General features: G+C 55.7%; 7 protein-coding genes and 1 pseudogene. 2 read left to right on the top strand and 6 right to left on the bottom strand.

The annotated features are described in order from the left end of the window. Nucleotides 1-123: 123 nt before the first annotated feature. Nucleotides 124-17,067 carry an Ig-like domain-containing protein gene (locus tag NNL38_RS19170; RefSeq protein ID WP_255392044.1) on the bottom strand — a complete coding sequence of 5,648 codons (16,944 nt, stop codon included), beginning with the start codon at nucleotides 17,065-17,067 and terminating at the stop codon, nucleotides 124-126. Between the two features lie 1,045 nt (nucleotides 17,068-18,112). On the opposite strand from NNL38_RS19170, the gene NNL38_RS19175 reads away from it, so the two are divergent. Beyond that, a complete protein-coding gene (locus NNL38_RS19175; protein ID WP_255392045.1) occupies nucleotides 18,113-18,838 on the top strand; it encodes a YebC/PmpR family DNA-binding transcriptional regulator in 726 nt (241 codons plus the stop codon). A gap of 338 nt (nucleotides 18,839-19,176) precedes the next feature. Continuing rightward, a complete protein-coding gene (locus tag NNL38_RS19180) occupies nucleotides 19,177-21,300 on the top strand; it encodes a methyl-accepting chemotaxis protein (RefSeq protein ID WP_255392046.1) in 2,124 nt (707 codons plus the stop codon). 137 nt (nucleotides 21,301-21,437) lie between these two features. On the opposite strand, the gene NNL38_RS19185 is transcribed toward NNL38_RS19180, so the two are convergent. The 5 genes and pseudogenes from NNL38_RS19185 to NNL38_RS19205 form a co-directional block, all read right to left on the bottom strand. Continuing rightward, nucleotides 21,438-21,968, bottom strand: coding sequence for an MltR family transcriptional regulator (locus NNL38_RS19185; RefSeq protein ID WP_255392047.1), 531 nt, complete (start codon nucleotides 21,966-21,968; stop codon nucleotides 21,438-21,440). Between the two features lie 120 nt (nucleotides 21,969-22,088). Continuing rightward, a pseudogene (locus NNL38_RS19190) lies at nucleotides 22,089-23,117 on the bottom strand (PTS mannitol transporter subunit IICBA); the annotation flags it as partial. A gap of 240 nt (nucleotides 23,118-23,357) precedes the next feature. Then, nucleotides 23,358-23,561: a hypothetical protein gene (locus tag NNL38_RS19195; protein WP_255392048.1), complete on the bottom strand. Its 204-nt coding sequence runs from the start codon at nucleotides 23,559-23,561 to the stop codon at nucleotides 23,358-23,360. A gap of 19 nt (nucleotides 23,562-23,580) precedes the next feature. After that, complete coding sequence (locus NNL38_RS19200) at nucleotides 23,581-23,880, bottom strand: hypothetical protein (protein WP_255392049.1); 300 nt, start codon at nucleotides 23,878-23,880, stop codon at nucleotides 23,581-23,583. A gap of 59 nt (nucleotides 23,881-23,939) precedes the next feature. Next, on the bottom strand, nucleotides 23,940-25,082 hold the full coding sequence (locus NNL38_RS19205) for a mannitol-1-phosphate 5-dehydrogenase (RefSeq protein WP_255392050.1): 1,143 nt from the start codon (nucleotides 25,080-25,082) through the stop codon (nucleotides 23,940-23,942). Between the last annotated feature and the right edge of the window lie 2 nt (nucleotides 25,083-25,084).

Consider the following 25,084-nt stretch of genomic DNA (forward strand, 5'->3'; position numbering starts at 1 on the left):
TAAGTGGCGTGCATCATACGGTGGTGGCTGAGGGTTGTAAAGCCGTTCTCACAACATTTTTGTTCAAACGCCTAAAGCATCATCAACCCTTACCTCTCTCGCTCAGATTGCATCCAACCACGGCTATTCTGAGTCCTCCCCGGTACCGAAGTGATAGGTGAGCTTCAGGGCCAGGGTATCCACGTCATTCGGCTCAATAAAATACCGGGTCGCATTAAGCCCAAGTGTCCACTGCTCAGTCAGGGCATAACCGATTTCAGCACCGGCATAGAGATCGAACCCGTCACTGTCAGACTTGATCGTCTCGCCCTGGTAGCGGCTCTCGAAGTCAACATCCCAATACAAGCCGCCCAGGCTCACTTCGGCCCGCCATGCTTCCTGTTGCCAGAAAGCATAACCAACGTCCATTCCAAACCCGTCCGCCAGGACCGGTGTCACCTCTGCAACTTGCTGGTGATAGGCCTGCGGCGTTGCAGACATCGCATCAATCGTCGCACTGCCTTCGCCCATATCGACGTATCGCGCCGTCAACATCCACTGCTCATTGAACGCATAGCCCGCACCAACAGACCAGTAGAAGTCCGTATCCTCGGTCTCAATGACATGTTCTGCTTTCACCGCATCACGTTTGTGCGCGTTGCTAAAGCCAAGATCCGTCTCCATAAACCACGCGGCCTGACTGTTGAAGCTCAGCAGCGCCAGCAAGGCAAGCCATCCGCGTTTGCCGACCCGGCGGGCAAAGCCCAGCAAGGTCAGCAGCGCCAGCGTCAACCCGCCCGTGTGGCCACCGGCCTCATTCTCGACCACCACACTTTGAGTCAGACTGGTTTTCACCGTGACCACCCCGGTATCCTCCAGCCCGTTCGTATCACGAATGACGTAGGTGATCTTGTCCTCTCCTTCAAAACCGACTTTCGGGGTGTAAGACAAAGTCTGGTCGCTGTTAATCGTCACCGTGCCGCTCTGCGCAACCGCCGAAACCACGGTGAGCACATCACCATCCGGATCACTGTCGTTACTCAGTGGCCGGATGACCAGCGGCGTCCGATCATCCGTTGCCACAACATCATCCACCGCAACCGGTGTCTGGCTGTTGACAACTTTCACGGTCACGTCGGCAAAGTCGGTTCCGCCGTTGTTATCAGAGATGCTGTAGCTGATGGTCGCGACGCCATAGAACTGATCTTTGGCGGTATAGCTAAGCCAGTTATTGACCACATCTACGGAACCGAAATCAGCGGTGGCATTGGTGACCGTCAACGGATGACCATCGGCATCACTGTCATTGGCCAGCACATCAATCATGATATGGCCGTTGCGGCTGACAGACACCGCATCGCCCTGTGCTTTCGGCATCGTGTTCGTCGTTGCTTTCACCGCAACACCGCCCGGATCGACCACGCTGCCATTGGCGACACCATCGTCATCATTCGGACCACCATCCTGAATGGTCAGCTGCACACACCAGTGACCCTCGGTCAGCCCTGGTGTCCAGCTGTTGTCTCCCGGAGGTGGACAGTACCCGGCTTCACCTTGCGCAGAGGCCAATGCATTGTTGTCATCCTGAACAAAGTCGACCCAGCCCAGGCCTTCCTTGTATTTACGGTACACGGCATCAGCCGGGATCGGACGCCGCTGCGGGAAGACCACGCGATAACTTTGTCCGGCCTGCGGCAAGCCTGAGGCAACGAAGTCAAAGATCCCGCCAATGTTATCCGCGGCTTCATCCTCACCCAGTTGGGTCGTCACTTCATCCTCCAGCAGCTGTGTCCCGCCGGTTTCATTGCCCGCCAGTGTTACCCCTTTGCGCAGACAAACACCCGGATCCCCTTCAACCAGATAGCTCGACGAATCCGCTACTGTTTCCTGGATCACGTTACAGTCACTAATAGCATCCTGATAATCCGGGATCCCGTCGTTGTCACTATCGGTATGGCCTTCCTGGTTATCCGGGATCAGGTCACCATCACTATCTTCATCGCCCAGGACGGCCAGGGCTTCCACGACCTCAAGATAGACATCCTCTTTCACCGACAGCGGCGCCTGACCGTTATCCGTCACCGTGAGCTGCAGGTGATAGATCGCCGAGCCCAGCTCAGCTGGCGAGAAGCTCAGTATCGATTCATGCTCCTGGCCGGCAATAGCTGTCTTCAACAGGTCATTACCAGCAACCCATACAAAGGTATGGCTGTCCCCGGCATTCGGGTCGGTCACCTTGGCAGTCACCGTCACCACTTGGTCGCTGTTTTCGACCTTGCTGCGCTTTTCGTCACCCTGTGTCACCTGCACCGTGACTTTCGGGGCTACATTCTGCTCATGAATCGTCAGCATGTACTGGGATTTGCTGCCCAGGTTCAGGTCGCTATCCAGCGTAATGGTAAGGGTTTCAGTCCCTTCTGGGATTGCATCAGCGTTCACTTTGAAGGTAATTTCCCCGACGGCGCCAGAATTGATCACCACTTCGCCATCAACCAAATCATGATCATCGCCATCACTGGTGCCGGACACCGTATATGGGATCGTGACCGGATACGACGGTGCCGGGCCATTAAGGTGGACCTTCACCGTATGGGACGTGTCTTCCGTGGTCTCCCCATCTTTATCGATGCTCACCAGCGGATGGACAATCACCGTCTGACTTACTTCAGCAGTGTTACCCTGTGAGTCCTCGGTCTGCCAGTACACGGTATTGACGCCCGGGCGGAAGAAGGTCCGGTTATCAACCAGAGAAACCGGCAACGGCTTCCCGGTACTGTCCTGCGCAACAGCCGTTCCCAGATCTACTTTCGTTGACAGCGCCGTTGCATTCACTTCTACATCGGCTGGTGCCGTGATGGTCGGCGCATCCAGCTTACCGCTCTCAATGGTGACTTGCGCTTTGGCAGTAGCTTTACCACCATGACCATCAACAATGCCGTATTGCACGGTTACCGTACCGATTTGCGTGGTTGTAAACAGGATTTTGCCATCTTGCATACTGGCCTGCCCAGCCGTTGGTCTGACCCAATCAAGCTGCAATGTATCCTCGTCAACATCGCTGTCGTTACTCAGCACGTCCAGGGTGTAAGTCGTTTGACCATTCGCGGTCAAAGCGAACCGATCATCCACCGCAACCGGCGCGTCGTTCACAGCTGCCACATTCAGGGTCACGGTGTACGACGCTGATGACACCTGGCCGTCATTGACCTGATACTGGAAGGTATCGATGCCGTTGAAGTTCACCGTTGGGGTATACGTCCAACCAGTCTGCGTCGTCGCCAACACGCCATGGGATGGCTCCGATATCACTTTCCGGGTCAGGCTATCCTGATCTGCATCCGATACCGCCGGCGTGATCGTCGCGCTGTTGTCCTCATCCAGATTGACGGTCAACGACTCACCCACCGGCGCATCATTGACGTTTTTCACCGTCAGGTTAAAGGCAGGCAGTGACGCACTCGCCAAACCATCAGAAACCGAAATCACAATCCCGCGGGTAGTCCCGACATGGCTGTTATCCGGTGTCCCGCTCAGCGCCCCGCTGGTTTCATCAAAGCTGGCCCAACTTGGTTTGTTGGTGATGCTGAAGGTCAGCGACGTACTATCGACATCCGTCACTTGCGGCTTGTAGTAATAAGCCATATCTTCGTCGACTTCCGTGGCCGGATTGCCACTGATCACCGGTGCATCGTTGACATTGTTTACCGTCAAGCTGAAGCCTGGCAGCGAGGCCGTTTCCGTGCCGTCGGACACCGAAATAACAATGTTATTGGTGATGCCAACATCGCCATTGCCCGGTATGCCGCTTAGCATCCCTGTTGTGTTGTCAAAGCTGGCCCAGCTCGGTTTGTTGGTGATACTGAAGCTCAGCGTATCGGCAGTATCGTTGTCACTCACAACAGGAACAAACTGATAAGCGGTATCTTCGTCGACCGAGGTCATCGGTGTACCGCTGATCGTCGGCGCGTCATTGACTCCTACAATGTCGATGGTGACCGTAGCCGGCGCCGAATCCAGCTCACCGTCGTTGGCAATGTAGGTCAGGCTGTCCTGACCGAAGAAGTTAGCATCCGGTTGATAGGTCACTTCATTGCCCGACAGCAATACACTACCGTTCTCCGGTGGCGTAACCAACTGATACGTCAATGGCGAATCTTCAACATCGCTGCCCACAAGGGTAATCGTCAGGTCCGTGTCTTCCTCGCCGCTGACCGACAGGCTCTGGACATTTGGGGCATCGTTGACCGGGTTGACCGTCAGCGTGACTGCCACCGGCGCGGAGTCCAGCTCGCCGTCATTGACTTTGAACTTGAAGCTGTCTGCACCGCTAAAGTTGGCGTTCGGGGTATACCGCCAGCTATTCTCGCCTAACTGCTCAAGCTCACCGTTGCGGGTGCTTTCAGTAATGCTGAACACCAGGGCATCGTCTTCAATGTCCGTCCCGCTCAGGGTAAGTGCCAGCGTCGTGTCCTCGTCAAGCGACTGTGTTTGGGCAATCGCCACTGGCGCATCGTTGACCGGGGTCACGGTCATGGTCACGGTGGCCTCATTCGAGACCGCACCCGCGGCATCCTTCACGGTATAAGTGAAGCTGTCCTCACCGAAGTAGTTTTCATTGGCGGTATAGACAATCGCCCCTTCCGATGTCACCTGAACCTGACCGTTGGCCGGTGCACTCACAACCGTCACACTCGCCAGGTCAAAACTATCATTGTCATCGACATCGGTATCATTCCCCAATACGTTGACTTCAAACGAGCCTTCTTCCTGCAGCTCCGCCGTATTGTCTTCCGCCACCGGCGCATCATTGACCGGAGTCAAAGTCACCGTCACGGTCGCAGGCTCAGACTGCAACCCTTCGCTATCGGTCAGGGTATAGGTAAAGCTGAAGGTGCCGTTCTCGTTCAAACGCGGGGTGATCGCCAGACTGCCATCGTCCCGAATACTGACCTCAGCTTTGGCATAGCTTCCCGCACCATCGCCTTGATCTTCCAGAGTGATATTCGCTTTGGTGAAACTCTGATCTTCGATATCCGAGTCGTTGGTCAGGATCGCCAGCGTAGCCGCTACATCCTCGTCAGTGGTCACACTGTCATTCCCGGCGATCGGCCGGTCGTTCACCGCCCCGATATTCACCGTCACCGTAGCCGGCTCAGAAACACCGCCTTCGCTATCAGTAATGGTGTAGGTAAAGGTATCGGTGCCGACTTCGTTGAGGTTTGGTGTATACACCAAGGTACCGGCTGCCTGATCGATGACCACACTACCGATGGCAGGCTCCGCCTCAATCGTGATGTCACCGCTTGGCTTGCCGTCTTCAATATCACTGGCAGCCTCACGCACCGCAAGGGCATCAGTAGCATTATCCTCATCCACCGAGGCACTTAGGTTGCCTGCAACCGGCAGATCGTTCACCGCCGTGATCGTCACGGTCACCGTCGCTTCTGCCGACGTATTGAGTGCAGCATCTTTCACCGTATAAGTGAAGCTATCCTGGCCATGTTCGTTGGTATTCGGCGTGTAAGTCGCGACCCCATTAGCAATCGCCACTTGACCCCTGGTCGGCTCAGCAACCACGGCTGCAGAAGATGCCACCATGTCACCTTCCGGATCATAATCATTGTCCAGCAGCTTGATGATAACGGCAGCATCCTCGCTGGTTGTCGCCGTGTCATTGACCGTGACCGGCGCATCCGCCACTGCAGTCATCGTCAGGGTCACAGTATGCGTCTCCGACCTTGCACTGGCGGCATCAACGACCTGGAAGGTAAAGCTGTCACCGTGGTTTTCACTGCCGTCATGCTGGTAGCTAAAGCTGCCGTCCTCGTTGAGGCTCAGCTGGCCATACTGCGGATCCGTCACCACGGACACCGAGAAGGTATCGCCACTGTCGGTGTCATCATCCGTCGCATTGCTGAGCAAGCCTTGATCCACGGCAACCGTCAGCGTCGCGGCTTCATCCAGGGTAAAGCTGAAGTCCTGCCCGACCGGCGCATCATTGGTGTTGACCACCTCAATACTGAAACTGTCCAGCGTATCTTCATCCGTCCCGTCAGAGACTTTGATTTGAATCTCACTGTAATGACCAACATCTTCATCGGCCGGCGTACCGGCGAGCATGCCTGTCTCCGTATCAAACTCAGCCCAATCCGGTTTATTCTCAATGCTGAAGGTGTGAGTATCGTCTTCATCCGAGTCGGTCAGGGTCGGCGTAAAGCTATACGCTGCATCCTCATTGACCGTGGTTGCAGGCGTACCGGACAATTCAGGCGCGACGTTATATTTCTTCTCAACCGTCGCTGAAATACTATCAGCGGAATTCCCCGCTTCATCTGAAATCACCACAGACAGCGTCAGCGTACCCTCAGCCAAACTGCTGACATCAATGCCCGTTACTTGCTGACTCTCGGCATCAATGGCAACTGGTGCCGTGCTGGACACACTGTCCGTCCCGTCGCTGATTTGATATGTCAACGAACCTTCGCTTTCCAGACCAGATAGGGTAAAGCTCAGCGCAGTCTCGTTCTCGCGGTTAATCAGCGCCTGATCAATGACCACGCTGTGGCCACTCGGCAGAACGGTATCCACATTCAGGGATAGCTGGGTTGCCGCGGTGTTGCTGTTGCCCGCCGCATCGGTGAACACATCTGCTGCGATATCCAGCGTCGCCGGCTCACTGCGATCTTCATCCGGGGTAAACGTCGCCGTATACGCCGTGCCGCTGCCTGCGAACTCACTCAGCGTCCCGCCCACAACGGTGACATCTTCAACCGCAAAATCGCTGCTTGCTTCGTTCAGGGTGAAGGTCAGCGTCGCGATCTCACCCGCTTTCAGGCTGGTCTTGTCACTGGTGATGGTCACACTCGGCAGCGCGGTATCCAGGGTGATATTCAACTGGGTGGCCGCGGTGTTGCTGTTGCCCGCCGCATCGGTGAACACATCTGCTGCGATATCCAGCGTCGCCGGCTCACTGCGATCTTCATCCGGGGTAAAGGTGGCCATATACGCGGTGCCGCTGCCTGCGAACTCACTCAGCGTCCCGCCCACGACCGTCACATCCTCAGCCGCGAAATCGCTGCTGGCTTCGTTCAGGGTGAAGGTCAGCGTCGCGGTCTCACCCGCTTTCAGGCTGGTCTTGTCACTGGTGATGGTCACACTCGGCAGCGCGGTATCCAGGGTGATACTCAGCTGGATTGCCGCAGTATTGCTGTTGCCCGCCGCATCGGTGAAGGTACCCGCTGCGATATCCAGCGTCGCCGGCTCACTGCGATCTTCATCCGGGGTAAACGTCGCCGTATACGCCGTGCCGCTGCCTGCGAACTCACTCAGCGTCCCGCCCACGACCGTCACATCCTCAGCCGCGAAATCGCTGCTGGCCTCATTCAGGGTGAAGGTCAGCGTCGCGGTCTCACCCGCTTTCAGGCTGGTCTTGTCACTGGTGATGGTCACACTCGGCAGCGCGGTATCCAGGGTGATACTCAGCTGGGTGGCCGCGGTGTTGCTATTGCCCGCCGCATCGGTGAAGGTACCCGCTGCGATATCCAGCATCGCCGGCTCACTGCGATCTTCATCCGGGGTAAACGTCGCCGTATACGCCGTGCCGCTGCCTGCGAAGTTGCTCAGCGTCCCGCCAACAACCGTCACGTCACCTTCAGCAAAATCACTGCTGGCTTCGTTCAGGGTGAAGGTCAGCGTTGCGGTCTCGCCTGCTTTCAGGCTGGACTTGTCACTGGCGATGGTCACGCTCGGCAGCACGGTATCCAGGGTGACACTCAGTTGGGTGGCCGCGGTGTTGCTGTTACCCGCCGCATCGGTGAAGGTACCCGCTGCGATATCCAGCGTCGCCGGCTCACTGCGATCTTCATCCGGGGTAAAAGTGGCCGTATACGCCGTGCCGCTGCCTGCGAAGTTGCTCAACGAACCGCCAACAACCGTCACGTCACCTTCAGCAAAATCGCTGCTGGTTTCGCTCAGGGTGAAGGTCAGCGTCGCGGTCTCGCCAGCTTTCAGGCTGGTCTTGTCACTGGTGATGGTCACGCTCGGCAGCGCGGTATCCAAAATGATACTCAGCTGGGTGGCCGCAGTGTTGCTGTTACCCGCCGCATCGGTGAAGGTACCCGCTGCGATATCCAGCGTCGCCGGTTCACTGCGATCTTCATCCGGGGTAAAGGTGGCCGTATACGCCGTGCCGCTGCCTGCGAAGTTGCTCAACGAACCGCCGACAACCGTCACGTCACCTTCAGCAAAATCGCTGCTGGTTTCGTTCAGGGTGAAGGTCAGCGTTGCGGTCTCGCCTGCTTTCAGGCTGGACTTGTCACTGGCGATGGTCACACTCGGCAGCGCGGTATCCAGGGTGATACTCAGCTGGATTGCCGCAGTGTTGCTGTTGCCCGCCGCATCGGTGAACACATCTGCTGCGATATCCAGCGTCGCCGGCTCACTGCGATCTTCAGCCGGGGTAAAGGTGGCTGTATAAGCCGTGCCGCTGCCAGTGAACTCACTCAGCGTCCCGCCCACAACGGTGACATCTTCAGCCGCAAAGTCACTGCTGGATTCGTTCAGGGTGAAGGTCAGCGTCGCGGTCTCGCCCGCTTTCAGGCTGGACTTACTGCTCATCAGCATAACGGATGGCAAAATGTTATCTAAGGTAACAGTTGAGCTGGCTGCGGTGGAGGTGTTGCCTGCGGTATCCGCTTGGGTCGCAGACACCGTAAGCGTGCCATTGTTCAGGCCACTGACGTCCAGTTCACTGCCGCTTAGCGTCCAGTTGCCAGAGTTATCGGCGGTCACCGTACGGCTCACCGAGCTGTTATTGTCTGTGATGGTCACAGTCACGCTATTGCCCGCTTCCGCACCCGAACCTGCAATCAGCACATCGTTATCTTCCGCCGCACTGACGATACCATCGGTTTCAATCGGGGTGGTGATGGTCAGCGCCGAAGGTGCCGCGTTATCCAGAGTAATGGTTTGCGTCGCTGCGGTAGAGGTATTTCCGGCGGTGTCCGCTTGCGTCGCAGACACCGTAAGCGTGCCATTGTTCAGGCCACTGACGTCCAGTTCACTGCCGCTCAGCGTCCAGTTGCCAGAGTTATCGGCGGTCACCGTACGGCTCACCGAGCTGTTATTGTCTGTGATGGTCACAGTCACGCTATTGCCCGCTTCCGCACCCGAACCTGCGATCAGCACATCGTTATCTTCCGCCGCACTGACAATACCATCGGTTTCAATCGGGGTGGTGATGGTCAGCGCCGAAGGTGCCGCGTTATCCAGAGTAATGGTTTGCGTCGCTGCGGTAGAGGTATTTCCGGCGGTGTCCGCTTGCGTCGCAGACACCGTCAGGGTGCCATTGTTCAGGCCACTGACGTCCAGTTCACTGCCGCTCAGCGTCCAGTTGCCAGAGTTATCGGCGGTCACCGTACGACTCACTGAGCTGTTGTTGTCCGTGATGGTCACCGTCACACTATTGCCCGACTCGGCACCCAAACCGGCGATCAGCACATCGTTATCTTCCGCCGCATTTACAATGCCATCGGTTTCAATCGGTGTGGTGATGGCCACTGCTGACGGTGCCGCGTTATCCAGGGTAATCGTCTGAGTCGCTGCGGTCGAGGTGTTACCCGCTGTATCCGCTTGGGTGGCCGACACCGTCAGGGTGCCATTATTCAGTCCACTGACATCCAGCTCGCTGCCGCTGAGCGCCCAGTTACCGGAATTATCGGCGGTCACAGTGCGACTCACCGAGCTGTTGTTGTCCGTGATGGTCACCGTCACGCTGTTGCCCGACTCCGCACCGGATCCCGCAATGAGCACATCATTGTCTTCGGCCGCGTTAACAATGCCATCGGTTTCTATCGGCGTGGTGATGGTCACCGCAGAAGGCGCGGCATTGTCCAGGGTAATGGTTTGCGTCGCAGCCGTAGAGGTATTGCCCGCCGTATCCGCTTGCGTAGCAGACACCGTGAGCGTGCCATTGTTCAGGCCACTGACGTCCAGTTCACTGCCGCTTAGCGTCCAGTTGCCAGAGTTATCGGCGGTCACCGTACGGCTCACCGAGCTGTTGTTATCCGTGATGGTCACCGTCACGCTGTTGCCCGACTCCGCACCGGATCCCGCAATGAGCACATCATTGTCTTCGGCCGCGTTAACAATGCCATCGGTTTCTATCGGCGTGGTGATGGTCACCGCAGAAGGCGCGGCATTGTCCAGGGTAATGGTTTGCGTCGCAGCCGTAGAGGTATTGCCCGCCGTATCCGCTTGCGTAGCAGACACCGTGAGCGTGCCATTGTTCAGCCCGCTGACATCCAGTTCACTGCCGCTCAGCGTCCAGTTACCTGAGCTGTCGGCGGTCACGGTACGGCTGACTGATGAATTGTTATCCGTGATGGTCACAGTGACACTGTTACCTGACTCAGCGCCAGAGCCGGCGATCAGCACGTCGTTGTCTTCGGCGGCATTGACCAGGCCGTCGGTCTCAATCGGTGTGGTGATGGTCACCGCTGAAGGTGCGGCATTGTCCAGCGTAATGGTTTGGGTGGCTGCGGTAGAGGTGTTACCCGCCGTATCCGCCTGGGTTGCCGACACGGTCAACGTGCCATTGTTCAGCCCGCTGACATCCAGTTCACTGCCGCTCAGCGTCCAGTTACCGGAGTTATCGGCCGTCACGGTGCGACTCACCGAGCTGTTGTTATCCGTGATGGTCACAGTCACACTGTTACCCGCTTCGGCACCGGAACCGGCGATCAGCACGTCGTTGTCTTCGGCGGCATTGACAATCCCGTCGGTCTCAATCGGCGTGGTGATGGTCACCGCAGACGGCGCGGCATTGTCCAGCGTAATGGTTTGGGTGGCTGCGGTAGAGGTGTTACCCGCCGTATCCGCCTGGGTTGCCGACACGGTCAGGGTGCCATTGTTCAGCCCGCTGACATCCAGCTCACTGCCGCTCAGCGTCCAGTTACCGGAATTATCGGCCGTTACGGTACGGCTCACGGAGCTGTTGTTGTCCGTGATGGTCACGGTCACACTGTTGCCCGCTTCGGCACCGGAACCGGCGATCAGCACGTCGTTGTCTTCCGCCGCATTTACAATGCCATCGGTTTCAATCGGTGTGGTGATGGTCACTGCTGACGGTGCCGCGTTATCCAGGGTAATGGTTTGGGTGGCTGCGGTGGAGGTGTTACCCGCTGTATCCGCTTGGGTGGCCGACACCGTCAGGGTGCCATTATTCAGTCCACTGACATCCAGCTCACTGCCGCTCAGCGTCCAGTTGCCTGAGTTGTCGGCGGTCACGGTACGGCTCACCGAGCTGTTGTTGTCTGTGATGGTCACGGTCACACTGTTGCCGGCTTCCGCACCGGAGCCCGCAATGAGTACGTCGTTGTCTTCCGCCGCATTCACAATGCCATCGGTTTCAATGGGTGTAGTGATGGTGACCGCAGATGGTGCGGCATTATCCAGGGTAATGGTCTGGGTGGCTGCGGTGGACGTATTACCTGCCGTATCCGCTTGCGTAGCAGACACCGTGAGCGTGCCATTGTTCAGGCCACTGACATCCAGCTCGCTGCCGCTCAGCGTCCAGTTACCAGAGCTGTCCGCGGTCACGGTGCGACTCACCGAGCTGTTGTTGTCCGTGATGGTCACGGTGACACTGTTGCCCGCCTCTGCACCAGAGCCGGCGATCAGCACGTCGTTGTCTTCCGCCGCATTGACCAGGCCGTCGGTTTCTATCGGCGTGGTGATGGTCACCGCAGACGGTGCGGCATTGTCCAGCGTAATGGTTTGCGTGGCTGCGGTGGACGTGTTACCCGCCGTATCCGCTTGGGTCGCCGACACGGTGAGCGTGCCATTGTTCAGCCCGCTAACATCCAGCTCACTGCCGCTCAGCGTCCAGTTACCAGAGCTGTCCGCGGTCACGGTGCGACTCACCGAGCTGTTGTTGTCCGTGATGGTCACGGTCACACTGTTGCCCGCTTCGGCGCCGGAGCCTGCGATCAGCACGTCGTTGTCTTCCGCCGCATTAACCCGGCCGTCCCCTTCGATGGGGGTGGTGATAGTGAGTGCCGATGGTGCTGCATTATCCAGGGTAATGGTCTGGGTGGCTGCGGTGGAGGTATTACCCGCCGTATCCGCTTGGGTCGCCGACACCGTGAGGGTGCCGTTGTTCAGGCCGCTGACATCCAGCTCGCTGCCGCTCAGCGTCCAGTTACCTGAGCTGTCCGCGGTCACAGTGCGGCTCACAGAGCTGTTGTTGTCCGTGATGGACACCGTCACGCTATTGCCCGCTTCCGCACCGGAACCGGCGATGAGCACATCGTTGTCTTCGGCCGCATTGACAACACCGTCAGTCTCAATCGGTGTGGTGATGGTCACCGCAGATGGTGCGGCATTATCCAGGGTAATAGTCTGGGTGGCTGCGGTGGACGTATTACCTGCCGTATCCGCTTGGGTCGCAGACACCGTAAGCGTGCCATTGTTCAGGCCGCTGACATCCAGCTCACTGCCGCTCAGCGTCCAGTGACCGGTGCTATCGGCGGTCACGGTGCGGCTCACCGAGCTGTTGTTGTCCGTGATGGTCACAGTGACACTGTTACCTGACTCAGCGCCGGAACCGGCAATGAGTACATCGTTGTCTTCTGCTGCGTTCACTCGACCATCGCCTTCAATCGGTGTGGTGATGGTCACCGCAGATGGTGCGGCATTATCCAGGGTAATGGTCTGGGTGGCTGCGGTGGACGTATTACCTGCCGTATCCGCTTGGGTCGCAGACACCGTAAGCGTGCCATTGTTCAGGCCACTGACATCCAGCTCACTGCCGCTCAGCGTCCAGTTGCCTGAGCTGTCTGCAGTCACAGTACGACTCACTGAGCTGTTGTTGTCCGTGATGGTCACCGTCACATTGTTGCCCGACTCGGCACCCGAACCGGCGATGAGTACATCGTTGTCTTCTGCTGCGTTCACTCGACCATCGCCTTCAATCGGCGTGGTGATGGTCACCGCAGACGGTGCGGCATTGTCCAGCGTAATGGTTTGCGTGGCTGCGGTGGACGTGTTACCCGCCGTATCCGCTTGGGTCGCCGACACGGTGAGCGTGCCATTGTTCAGCCCGCTAACATCCAGCTCACTGCCGCTCAGCGTCCAGTGACCGGTGCTATCGGCGGTCACAGTACGACTCACTGAGCTGTTGTTGTCCGTGATGGTCACCGTCACACTGTTGCCCGACTCGGCACCCGAACCGGCGATGAGCACATCGTTATCTTCCGCCGCATTTACAATGCCATCGGTTTCAATCGGTGTGGTGATGGTCACTGCTGACGGTGCCGCGTTATCCAGGGTAATGGTTTGGGTGGCTGCGGTGGAGGTGTTACCCGCTGTATCGCTTTGTGATGCGCTCACCGTCAATGTGCCGTTGTTAAAGCTACTGACGTTAAACTCGCTGCCGCTGATGGTCCAGTTACCACTGCCGTCGGCAGTCACGGTACGGCTCTGGCTGTTGGCACCATCGTGAATGGTGACGGTGACACTATTACCCGCCTCTGCACCGGTACCCGCGATTAAGACATCGTTATCTTCGGCGGCATTGACCCGGCCATCCCCCTCAATCGGCGTAGTGATACTCGGGGCGCTTGGCGCCGTGTTATCCAGGGTAATGGTGGTGCTGGCAGCACTCGAGGTATTACCCGCCGCATCGCTCTGACTGGCTGACACGGTTAGCGTGCCGTTGTTAAAGCTGCTGACGTCAAACTCGCTGCCGCTGATGGTCCAGTTACCACTGCCGTCGGCAGTCACGGTACGGCTCTGGCTGTTGGCACCATCGTGAATGGTGACGGTGACACTATTACCCGCCTCTGCACCGGTACCCGCGATTAAGACATCGTTATCTTCGGCGGCATTGACCCGGCCATCCCCCTCAATCGGCGTAGTGATACTCGGAGCGCTTGGCGCCGTGTTATCCAGGGTAATGGTGGTGCTGGCAGCACTCGAGGTGTTGCCTGCCGCATCGCTCTGACTGGCTGACACGGTTAATGTACCGTTGTTAAAGCTGCTGACGTCAAACTCGCTGCCGCTGATGGTCCAGTTACCGCTGCCGTCGGCAGTCACGGTACGGCTCTGGCTGTTGGCACCATCGTGAATGGTGACGGTGACACTATTACCCGCCTCTGCACCGGTACCCGCGATTAAGACATCGTTATCTTCGGCGGCATTGACCCGGCCATCCCCCTCAATCGGCGTGGTGATCGACGGAGCTGATGGCGCCGTGTTATCCAGCGTAATAGTGGTGCTGGCAGCACTCGAGGTGTTGCCTGCCGCATCGCTCTGACTGGCTGACACGGTTAGCGTGCCGTTGTTAAAGCTACTGACGTTAAACTCGCTGCCGCTGATGGTCCAGTTACCACTGCCGTCGGCAGTCACGGTACGGCTCTGGCTGTTGGCACCATCGTGAATGGTCACGGTGACACTATTACCCGCCTCTGCACCGGTACCCGCGATTAAGACATCGTTATCTTCGGCGGCATTGACCCGGCCATCCCCCTCAATCGGCGTAGTGATACTCGGAGCGCTTGGCGCCGTGTTATCCAGGGTAATGGTGGTGCTGGCAGCACTCGAGGTGTTGCCTGCCGCATCGCTCTGACTGGCTGACACGGTTAATGTACCGTTGTTAAAGCTGCTGACGTCAAACTCGCTGCCGCTGATGGTCCAGTTACCGCTGCCGTCGGCGGTCACGGTACGGCTCTGGCTGTTGGCACCATCGTGAATGGTGACGGTGACACTATTACCCGCCTCTGCACCGGTACCCGCGATTAAGACATCGTTATCTTCGGCGGCATTGACCCGGCCATCCCCCTCAATCGGCGTGGTGATCGACGGAGCTGATGGCGCCGTGTTATCCAGCGTAATGGTGGTGCTGGCAGCACTCGAGGTATTACCCGCCGCATCGCTCTGGCTGGCTGACACGGTTAGCGTGCCGTTGTTAAAGCTACTGACGTCAAACTCGCTGCCGCTGATGGTCCAGTTACCACTGCCGTCGGCAGTCACGGTACGGCTCTGGCTGTTGGCACCATCGTGAATGGTGACGGTGACACTATTACCCGCCTCTGCACCGGTACCTGCGATCAGGACGTGATTGTCTTCGGCGGCATTAACCACACCATCCCCCTCAATCGGGGTGGTGATGGTGAGTGCCGACGGTGCGGCATTGTCCAGGGTGATACTCTGGATGGCCGCCGTGGAGGTGTTGCCCGCGGTATCGGTCTGCGTCGCCGACACCGTCACAGTGCCGTTATTGAAGCCGCTGACGTCGATTTCGCTGCCGCTGAGGGTCCAGTTGCCGCCCGTATCCGCGGTGACGGTACGGGTGGTGGTATTGTTATTGTCCGTGATGGACACCGTCACGCTGTTGCCCGCCTCCGCGCCTGAACCTGCGATCAGGACGTGATTGTCTTCGGCGGCATTAACCACACCATCCCCCTCAATCGGGGTGGTGATGGTGAGTGCCGACGGCGCGGCATTGTCCAGGGTGATACTCTGGGTGGCCGCCGTGGAGGTGTTGCCCGCGGTATCGGTCTGCGTCGCCGACACTGTCAAAGTGCCGTTATTAAAGCCGCTGACGTCGATTTCGCTGCCGCTGAGGGTCCAGTTGCCGCCCGTATCCGCCGTCACCGTGCGGGTGGTGGTATTGTTATTGTCCGTGATGGACACCGTCACAGGGTTGCCCGCCTCCGCGCCTGAACCTGCGATCAGGACGTGATTGTCTTCGGCGGCATTAACCCGGCCGTCCCCTTCGATGGGGGTGGTGATGGTCACGTCGGATGGCACTATTGTGTCAATGGTGACACTCAGCGCACTGGATGCCGGGCTTACGTTGTTGCTATCAGAAGCCGCTTTTGCTGTGATTGCGTGCGTCACACCAGCCGCAAGTGTGCTGGTCGTGATTTGCCAATTTCCATCGGTTGCGGTACCCGTACCAATAACATCGGCTCCCCCGCCGACTTGATCACTATATAAAGTAACAGTCGAGCCACTCTCAGCAGTCCCACTCAACGTTAGTGTTGTATCGTTGGTGACATTATCGATATTTGATATACCGGTATCCGAGGCAGCATCCAAATCCGGTGTAGATGGCGCATCCGGCGCAGTACTAACCGTAATAAAGTTGAAGGTGTTATCGTCGCTGATCCCGGCAAAGCTGTTGCCTGCGCTGTCGTCAACAGCGCTCGCATCTATGCGAATTGCATAAGTACGGTTGCCCGAAAGGTTATTGGTGGGATTAAGATACACTTTATCGTTGGTAATACTGACGCGGCCTGCGCCTGGTGATGTTGTTGTGCCATCGCTTTCACTTGCAACATCAAATACTTCAAAGTCATTGCTGTCGGTCACGTTGCGTATGGTGATATTGCCACTTCCCAGTGCAATATCTTCATCGAAGTCGATGACTATGTTGTTGCCCAGCGCCACATCGGTTGCATTGTCATTAGGCGTGGAGTTGCCCCCATCGAAGGTCGGCGCTGTTGTATCTGAGGCCGCAATAGTAAAGACGATATTATCAATGCCGACCCGGGAACCATCGGTAGGGTGGTCATAGCTCATGACCACGGAGGTCACAGAGGTCCAGTCTGAGGGGGTCAGGGTTGCAATAAAATCGCTTAAGTCTGGATGGTTTGTCACAATACTGACCGGGGTGCCGCTATTGGGGGTAAACACATAAGTACCGGCACTTTGGTTAGCAAACTCGCCAATATCAAACTGGGTAATGGCAATCGCCTTGTCAAAGCTGATCGTCCAGGTATCGCCGTTGCTCGACACACCCGCGTCCATAAAGCCCGACGAAACGGTAAGCGTATTGCCATTGGATTGCGTAGCGGCGAGCGTCACTGTGTCTATGGTGGTCGTCAGTGTCTGAGTGTTGTTACCATCGACCACTAAGAAAGTAAACTTACTGCTTGAAGCCAAGGAATCAGCGCTGAACATAGCCGACATAAACAGTGCCAACTTGGTCACTTTGTGATAATTGGAAAACCCCATCAATGAAGGAGGATGGTACCTTGCCCCCGAAGTTAACAGATCAGCCTCACACACCATTTTATTTTTCATACCAACTAACCCTTCATACCTCGTCACAATATCATCCGTGAACTTTTTACCGTTTCTGACGTGAACCCGATGAAACAGACTTGTCGAACATTTTCGGATCAAGAATAATTTCTATCGTTTTCGATAAAATAGGTCTGCGTTTATTCGCGCCTGCAGACTCATGCTGTTAACCAACCATGACCTCAAGCAAGCTCATCCTCCGGCTCGCTTTTGAGGCCCCATTCATTTTTCATAAACCGCATTCAAACAGTGCTGCGATGAACGAGTCCTCTCATGCACATTGAATGTATCAACTACGTAATTTTGAAAGGCAACCCATTAAACAGCTGGCTGTTGCACCAAGCTCTGCCGGTTAGAACTTCCGGCGACGGCCCGGCCAACACCATCGACTGAACCGCGCATTCATACATATTCGCAAATAACTGAGTTAAGGCTTGATGATCGATTTTCTCTTGCGACTACACCAACCAATCCCAACTTATTGACCTTTTCCTCGCTTGAATGGCGTTTCTATCATGTCGGCGGGTGCTGTTGTATTACACGTCATTACACGGAGCACCGGAACCTCCCGAAAAACACGCCGGATAGAGATGTACGTACCCATTCCTTCGTTGTGAGAACGCCTGCAACATGTTCAAACGCCAACACAGGGGAAATGACTGAGGGGCTGTGAGCATCCCTATCCACGAAAACTGACAACTACGTCAACTTATGCATACAACACTAGTTCATAATCACTCAGAGGCAATTCATTTTTAAGGTGAATACCTATTAATTGTTATATCTGTAGCGATGATCACAAATGGAAGGGAGATCACATAATATATTGAGCCCAAACGATTAAAGATTTAGCGCTCAGGAGGGATCAGATGTCGTACAGGCGCTCGCCCCATTCTGGTGCATACTTCGCGAACGTGAGCGCCTGAATTCTAGGTCACCCGCCCCGCCCGTGCCGCCGGATGGAAAACCTGCTAGCCATCTTTACCGACAAACTGGTAATATCTGCTTTCAACAAAATCCCAAATATCAAGAGAGAGTGATTCCTATGGGACGCAGTTTTGAAGTCCGCAAATTGTCAATGGCAAAAACCCAGGGCGCTAAAATCAAAGTCTATTCCAAGTACGGTAAAGAAATTTATGTCTGTGCGAAGAATGGCGGCATTGACCCTGACAGCAACCTGTCATTACGTCGTCTGATCGAAAAAGCGAAAAAAGATCAGGTTCCAGGCCACGTGATCGACAAAGCGATCGACAAGGCGAAAGGCGGCGGCGGTGAAGACTTTGCAACTGCGCGCTATGAAGGTTTCGGTCCGGGCAACACTATGGTGATCGTTGACTGTCTGACCGACAATAACAACCGCACCTATATGGATGTGCGTCAGTGCTTCGTGAAAAATGGCGCGAAAATTGGTGCACCAGGCGCCGTTGGCCACATGTTCGATCATCAGGCGGTGTTCCAGTTTGCCGGAGACGATGAAGAGACCGTGCTGGAAAACTTGATGATGGAAGACGTAGATGTGTCTGATATCGAGTGTGAAGAGGGTGTGATCACGGTTTTCGCGCCACATACTGAATTCTTCAAAGTAAAAAACGCGCTGGCTGCCACCATGCCGGATGTGAAGCTGGACGTCGAAGAGATCTCTTTCGTCCCGCAAACCATGACCCCGGTCGAAGGTGACGATGTCGCCGCATTCGAGAAATTCCTCGATGCGCTGAACGACTGTGACGACGTCCAGAACGTCTACCACAACGCTGAACTGCCAGCGGAATAAGCAAATATTTATTTTTGCTTCAATCATCCGCCTGCAAAAAGGCGGATGATGCTTTCTCCTTTATATTCGCCCCACGGCTCATTGCCCAAAAATAGCGCCTCAGCACCACAATAGTGCAACCTCATTGCCAATATGAGATTGATTCCGGATTTTCAGGACGCTCAAGTTATCAAACCACGCCTTTACACCGTCTAATCCCCCGTTTTTACAGAACTTTTCACCATCATCCCGCTGGCACCAAGCTTGCTAACGGTTACTTATTGCAAACTTATCAATAAGGCCACCACTTTGGCGAAACCGCATCACCAAAGCGGCAAGATTGACTCAAGGATGAACACATGAATCTATCGGATAAAGAAAAACACTGGCTGCCTGTCTGGGGCGCAACCGGCAAATTGGCCATGCGCAAAGCCTGCTGGCTCAACCGCTCGCGACGTTCCCTCCTGGCGCAGACCTTTGAAAGCGTAGCCAACAACCGGGTTCAGATCCTGCAATCCTGGGTCAATACCCAATGGGATTTTCTCGACAATGCCGCCTTGTATGTCGCCACCAAGCCTGATCATGAGAAAAATGACGTGCTCAGCCGCCTGCTGGCGCGTAACAGTGATTTTTCCGAACTCTTTATCGTTCGCGAAAACGGTGAAATCCCCTTCTCCAGTTATCGCCCCCATCGTAATACCCGGCATGCCCAGCCAGCGATCCTAACAAGAGGACTCACGGCGCCGTTGCTGCACGGCCCCTATCCGGATCCGGCCACCGAGGCCATCGGCCCGTCCAGCTCAGTCTTTCATGATGCCGTGACCCTGATGTTTTACCAACCGCTCATTGTCGACCACCAGGTGATCGGCTGTTTGTGCGGTCGGGTCCCCAACGATGTGATGGGCGATCTGATCCAGCGAGAAGCCGGGCACATCTACAGCGAGTCCGGCGACAACTACATTTTTATGGTCGACTCTCAGCTCAATCCCGACATCCTGCCCGGTACGGCACTCTCGCGCTCCCGTTTTGAAGATGACACTTTTTCCCACGGCGAGAACCTCAAATCCGGCATCCATACAAAATGGGGGGCAGTTAAAATCCGGCACCACACCGAATTTGAAATCCGCTTTACCGATCCGGCCACCCGTGAGCTCCACCCCGGGGTGCGCGAAACCATTGCCAACGGCAGCAACCTGTATATCGACTATCCCGGCTACTCGGATTACCGCCATATTCCGGTGATAGGCAAAGGGGTGACGTTTCAGCTCAAAGGCTCGCCGGATCGCTGGGGCATGATGTGCGAAGCCGACTTAGAAGAAGTCTATCGCCATCGCTCCCTGGCCTTTACCCTCAGCAAGCAATATACCCTGGCGCTGATCTTCTCCCTGCTCACCCCGCTGCTGCTGACCCACTGGCTGGCCCTGACACCGTTGCAACAAGCATTGCTCACCCTGCTGACCATCGTGTTGAGCAGTTTCAGCTTTACCCGACTGGCTGCTGCGCCGGTCGCCCGTAAACTGGCGCGGATGTCGACGGTGATCCAGACCATTGCCGAAGGCAACGGCAACCTCAAACAGCGCCTGGATACCCGACAGTTCACCCCGGATGAAACCGGGGACATGGGCCGCTGGATCAACAGCTTTATCGACAACCTGGACGGGATCATGCGCGACATGATCCAGGCGTCCCACGAGGTACAGCAAGTGAGTGAGTCCATGCTCCGGCGCTGCGACAGTGTCGATGTGTCGAGCCGGGAAACCGCTGATGCCATTGATGCCATGCTCTCGCTGGCCGAAACCCAGCAGCAGGACATTGCCAATGCCAGTGTCGCCGCCACCACCATGCAGCAGGAGATGCAAAACACGGTCAGCAATGCCCAGCAGGAGTACGAGCAGGCGGTGCGTAACATCAACCGGATCAAGGAAATTGTTCAGGCCTCGGCCCGGAGCGTCAACGATGTGAACAGCCAGATGAAGGAAATCGACGATATCGTCAAATTGATCGCCGAAATAACCGACCAGACCAACCTGCTGGCGCTCAATGCGGCCATCGAAGCGGCGCGTGCCGGAGAGCATGGCCGGGGATTTTCAGTGGTGGCCGATGAAGTGCGCAATCTGGCCACCCGTACTTCGCAGGCTGCCAATCACATCGGCAGCATCATGAATAAGCTGCGTCAGGAATCGGAAACAGCCGTGAACTTCATGGAGCAAGGAATGAAAAACGTCGAGCAGAATGCGATCCGGTTTGATGACGGCCAGCGCAGCCACAAACTCCAGCAGGCAGTGGCCGCGATGTTCGACAATATCAATCATATTGCCAGCAACAGCCAGACCCATACCAGTACCGCCAACCGGGCACATGCCAGCACGCAGACCCTCGAAGTGGCTTCCCAGCAGCTCGGGCGGCGCACCACGCTGCTGAAAAATACCATCCATCAGCTCAACCAGCTGATCGAGCGGTTCGAAGTATCAAAAACCGTGTAAACAAAAGAACAGCGGTAAAGCGGCAACAAACAAGGCGAGCTGGAGATGCAGGTATAAGATCAGAAGAACACTTCGGGGGTGCTGCCTGGTATTTGGGTGAGACCTTGGTGAGACGTTGATGAGGCTTGCGCGAGGGCTCAGAACGGGCTCTCTTTATCCAGCTCGCCGCAGATCCCGGCCACGGCCAGCGCCAGCGCAGATTTGATGATCTGCTCCTGGCGAGCCAGTTGCATTTGATAGAAGCTGAGGTCGGCATCATCGGTCGGCGGGGCAATTTCCAGCTGGACAACACCCATCGCCTGCACTGCGCTCAGTTTTTTAATCGATTCTGAAATGGCCGGGTCGGTAAAACTGTATTCCTTGCCCTCGTTATTGAGGAAATCCCGCAGCTTCATTACCGCTTCAATGTCATGATACGGCGCATCGGCAATCACCCCCAGGCCGAACAACAATTTGAGCCGGACGTTCAACTCCCCAAGCGGGCCGGACTGGCACAGCAACGGTTCGACCACAGATTTCACGGCAAAGTCGTCCTTGCGGAAAATCCGCTGGATCAACCGGTCGACCGCTTCATCAAACACGTCGACCGAAGTGATAAAGAATCCTCGTACGGTCGGGGAAGCATTGAGACGTTCCAGAATGTCTGACTCTTGATCGTGGTCTACCATAATAACTTGATTCTCTATTTCACGGGAAAGCGCCTGTGGGCTTCCCCTTGGCGTGGGGATTATTCCATTTTTAGCTATCAGGCATCAATGCCACTTCTCTCAATAAATTCAATTCCTTGATTCATCGCTTTCTCGCTGCAACTTCAACAGCAGCGCCGAAATCACAAACGATACACTGGCTGCCGCCGCAATCGACAGGATCACCCCGACGTAAGCATTTTTGGGCGTCAGCAACAGCACAGTCACCACCGAGCCTGGCGAGGCCGGCGAGACAATCCCGGCCTGAAACAGCGCCAGCACAAATGTCCCCGTCATTCCCCCGGCAATCACTGCCAGTAACAAGCGAGGCTTCATCAAAATATAGGGGAAATAAATCTCATGAATGCCACCGAAAAAGTGGATCAGAATTGCCCCACCCGCAGTCTGTTTACTGGTGCCGTGCCCGAGCCACAAATAAGCTAGCAAGATCCCCAGTCCCGGTCCCGGATTGGCTTCAACCAGGAAAAACAGCGACTGACCGGTCTCAGCTGCCTGATGCACCCCAAGCGGCGAAAAAATGCCGTGGTTGATGGCATTATTGAGAAACAGCACTTTAGCCGGCTCCACAAACAGCGAGGTCAGCGGTAGTACCCCGGCATCCAGCGCCCAGTTCACGCCGGCAGTTAGCACCGCTGTTAGTACACTAACCGCCGGGCCAATGATATAGAACGACAGTATTGCCCCTAGCATGCCGATCAGACCGGCCGAGAAGTTGTTAATCAGCATTTCAAAGCCACTGCGGATCTTGTTTTCAACGGCCTTATCAAAGACTTTGATCACCCACCCCCCCAGCGGCCCCAGCACCATCGCGCCCATCAACATCGGGATCTCCGTACCAATCACTGCCCCCATGGTGGTCACCGCCCCCACGACCGCACCGCGCTCGCCGCCAACCAGTTTACCGCCGGAATAGCCAATCAGCAGCGGCAGCAGATACAGCATCATGGGCTTCACCAGCTCAGCCAGGGCCTCGTTCGGCCACCAGCCTCGGGGAATAAACAGCGCGGTGATCAAGCCCCATGCGAGAAACGCGCCCATATTCGGCAGTACCATGTTCGACAAAAATCGACCGAAATGATGAATCTTAATCTTGGTAGCAGGTGACAGCATTCACTCTTCCCTTTGGCTTTCTCTTTTAAACCTAAACCAGATAACGAGTGACTGCATCACTATTAACTGGTGCCAAGTCTTCGCTCCAAAAGACAAATATCGAATTGGCGAATAACTTTTCCATAGAGCCACTTATCCTACCCTATCGTTTCAAAAAAATGCCACAGTGACGACGACAACCTTGCCCCCAAGAGGCTGTCGTCGTCACTGTGGCAAACACCAGATAAAAAAGAAACTCAGCTACAGATTCATGATGCTCTCAAGAGCCTCTTCCAATCGCTCGAACTTATAAGTCACAACCTTTTTACCAACTTTGACATCTATCGCAGCCGACACCTCTGCTTCATCATCCTGCTTCCGGTCAAGATATCCGATAGCCTGAACAGCTGAATGAAAGACAATGCTCTCGTGACCACACTGAAAACTACAACTCACAAAATCCATAAATCATCCTTGACTTCTCTTAATTAAAAAATGATTCCGCCATACCAGAAGCGAACCGCTCAATGTCACTCTCCAACAAATGCATTGATTGATAGTCCAGACCAAATTCCATACAGGCCTGCCTCAAATCGCCAGAAATTTTATCGAGCGTATTCTGACTCCATCTGATTTTATATAAGACTTCACTCCTTTCATCGACTTCAATAACTTCTATTGTGCCGACCCAGCCATATATCTCAGTACCAAAATCCGGATCCAAAATATTAGGTTTGACGACCACCACATCAGTCACATTAAATTGATACTCACTACTTCTCATAATGATGCCTGCCAATGACATTTGAAAGGGAGGCCCCTGTTACACCTCCCGTTTAGCTTTTATAACACCCGGTACAGCGTTTGAATTTGCCTGACTTCCTCACTGTCTGCCGTCAGACCGGTGTAGTGCGCCAGGGTCGCCCGCAGCCCTTTGTCGCGCAACGACTGTTGCAGCTCAATCGCCTGCGGATCATCGTCGTTGACGTATTTGAAGGCCGCTGCGATCCCTTTGAGCAAATGCGCGTTGGCGGTACCGTATTCCAGCGTGCCCAGCAGCGGTTTGATCAGGCGATCATTGGCCCCCAGTTTGCGGATCGGCTGGCGACCGACCCGGTCGATTTCATCCCGCAGATACGGGTTGGCAAACCGGCCGAGAATTTTCTCGATATAAGCCTGATGCAGCTGGCGATCAAAGCCATAGCGGCGGATCAGCACTTCCCCGCTCTCTTCCATCGCCGCTTTCACCTGAGCCCGGATCTCGCCGTCTTCAATCGCATCACGAATGGTTTCATGGCCCTTCAGCGCGCCGAGATAAGCGGTGATAATGTGCCCGGTATTGAGGGTAAACAACTTGCGCTCGACAAAGGCCATCAGGTTTTCTGTGGTCTCCATCCCCTCGATTGCCGGGATATCACCTTTGAACTGCTGCTGATCGACAATCCATTCGCTAAAGCTTTCGACGGTCACTTCCAGCGGGTCGTTGGCCGCTTCCGACGGCGGCACAATGCGATCAACCGCCGAGTCGACAAATCCCACCAGCTCATCCGCCTGGTCGTGATAAATGGCATTGAGGTGTTGATAGACCTGCGTTTTCAGGTGGCTGGTCCCCCGCACCATATTTTCACAGGCAATGATGTTTAACGGGCGATTGTTTCCCGCTTCAAAGCGATGGGTCAGACCGGTTGCGATTGTTTTCGCAATGATATCCAACACATTCGGACCCACCGCCGTGGTCACCAAGTCGGTATGGATGATCTGCTCAATCACATCCTGACTGGCCGAGTTCACCGCGGTGACGTGGGTGACGGTATCAACCTGGCATTCCGTGCCCACCACTTTGACCTTGTATGATTGATCATGGCTGAGTTGATCGACCAAAGGCGCATCAACGTCGGCAAACGTGACCGCAACATTAGCATCTGAGAGAACTTTACCGATAAAACCGCGGCCGATATTGCCCGCACCAAAATGAACAGCTTTCATGT

It is taken from the genome of Photobacterium atrarenae, assembly GCF_024380015.1.
Classification (GTDB): Bacteria; Pseudomonadota; Gammaproteobacteria; order Enterobacterales; family Vibrionaceae; genus Photobacterium; species Photobacterium atrarenae.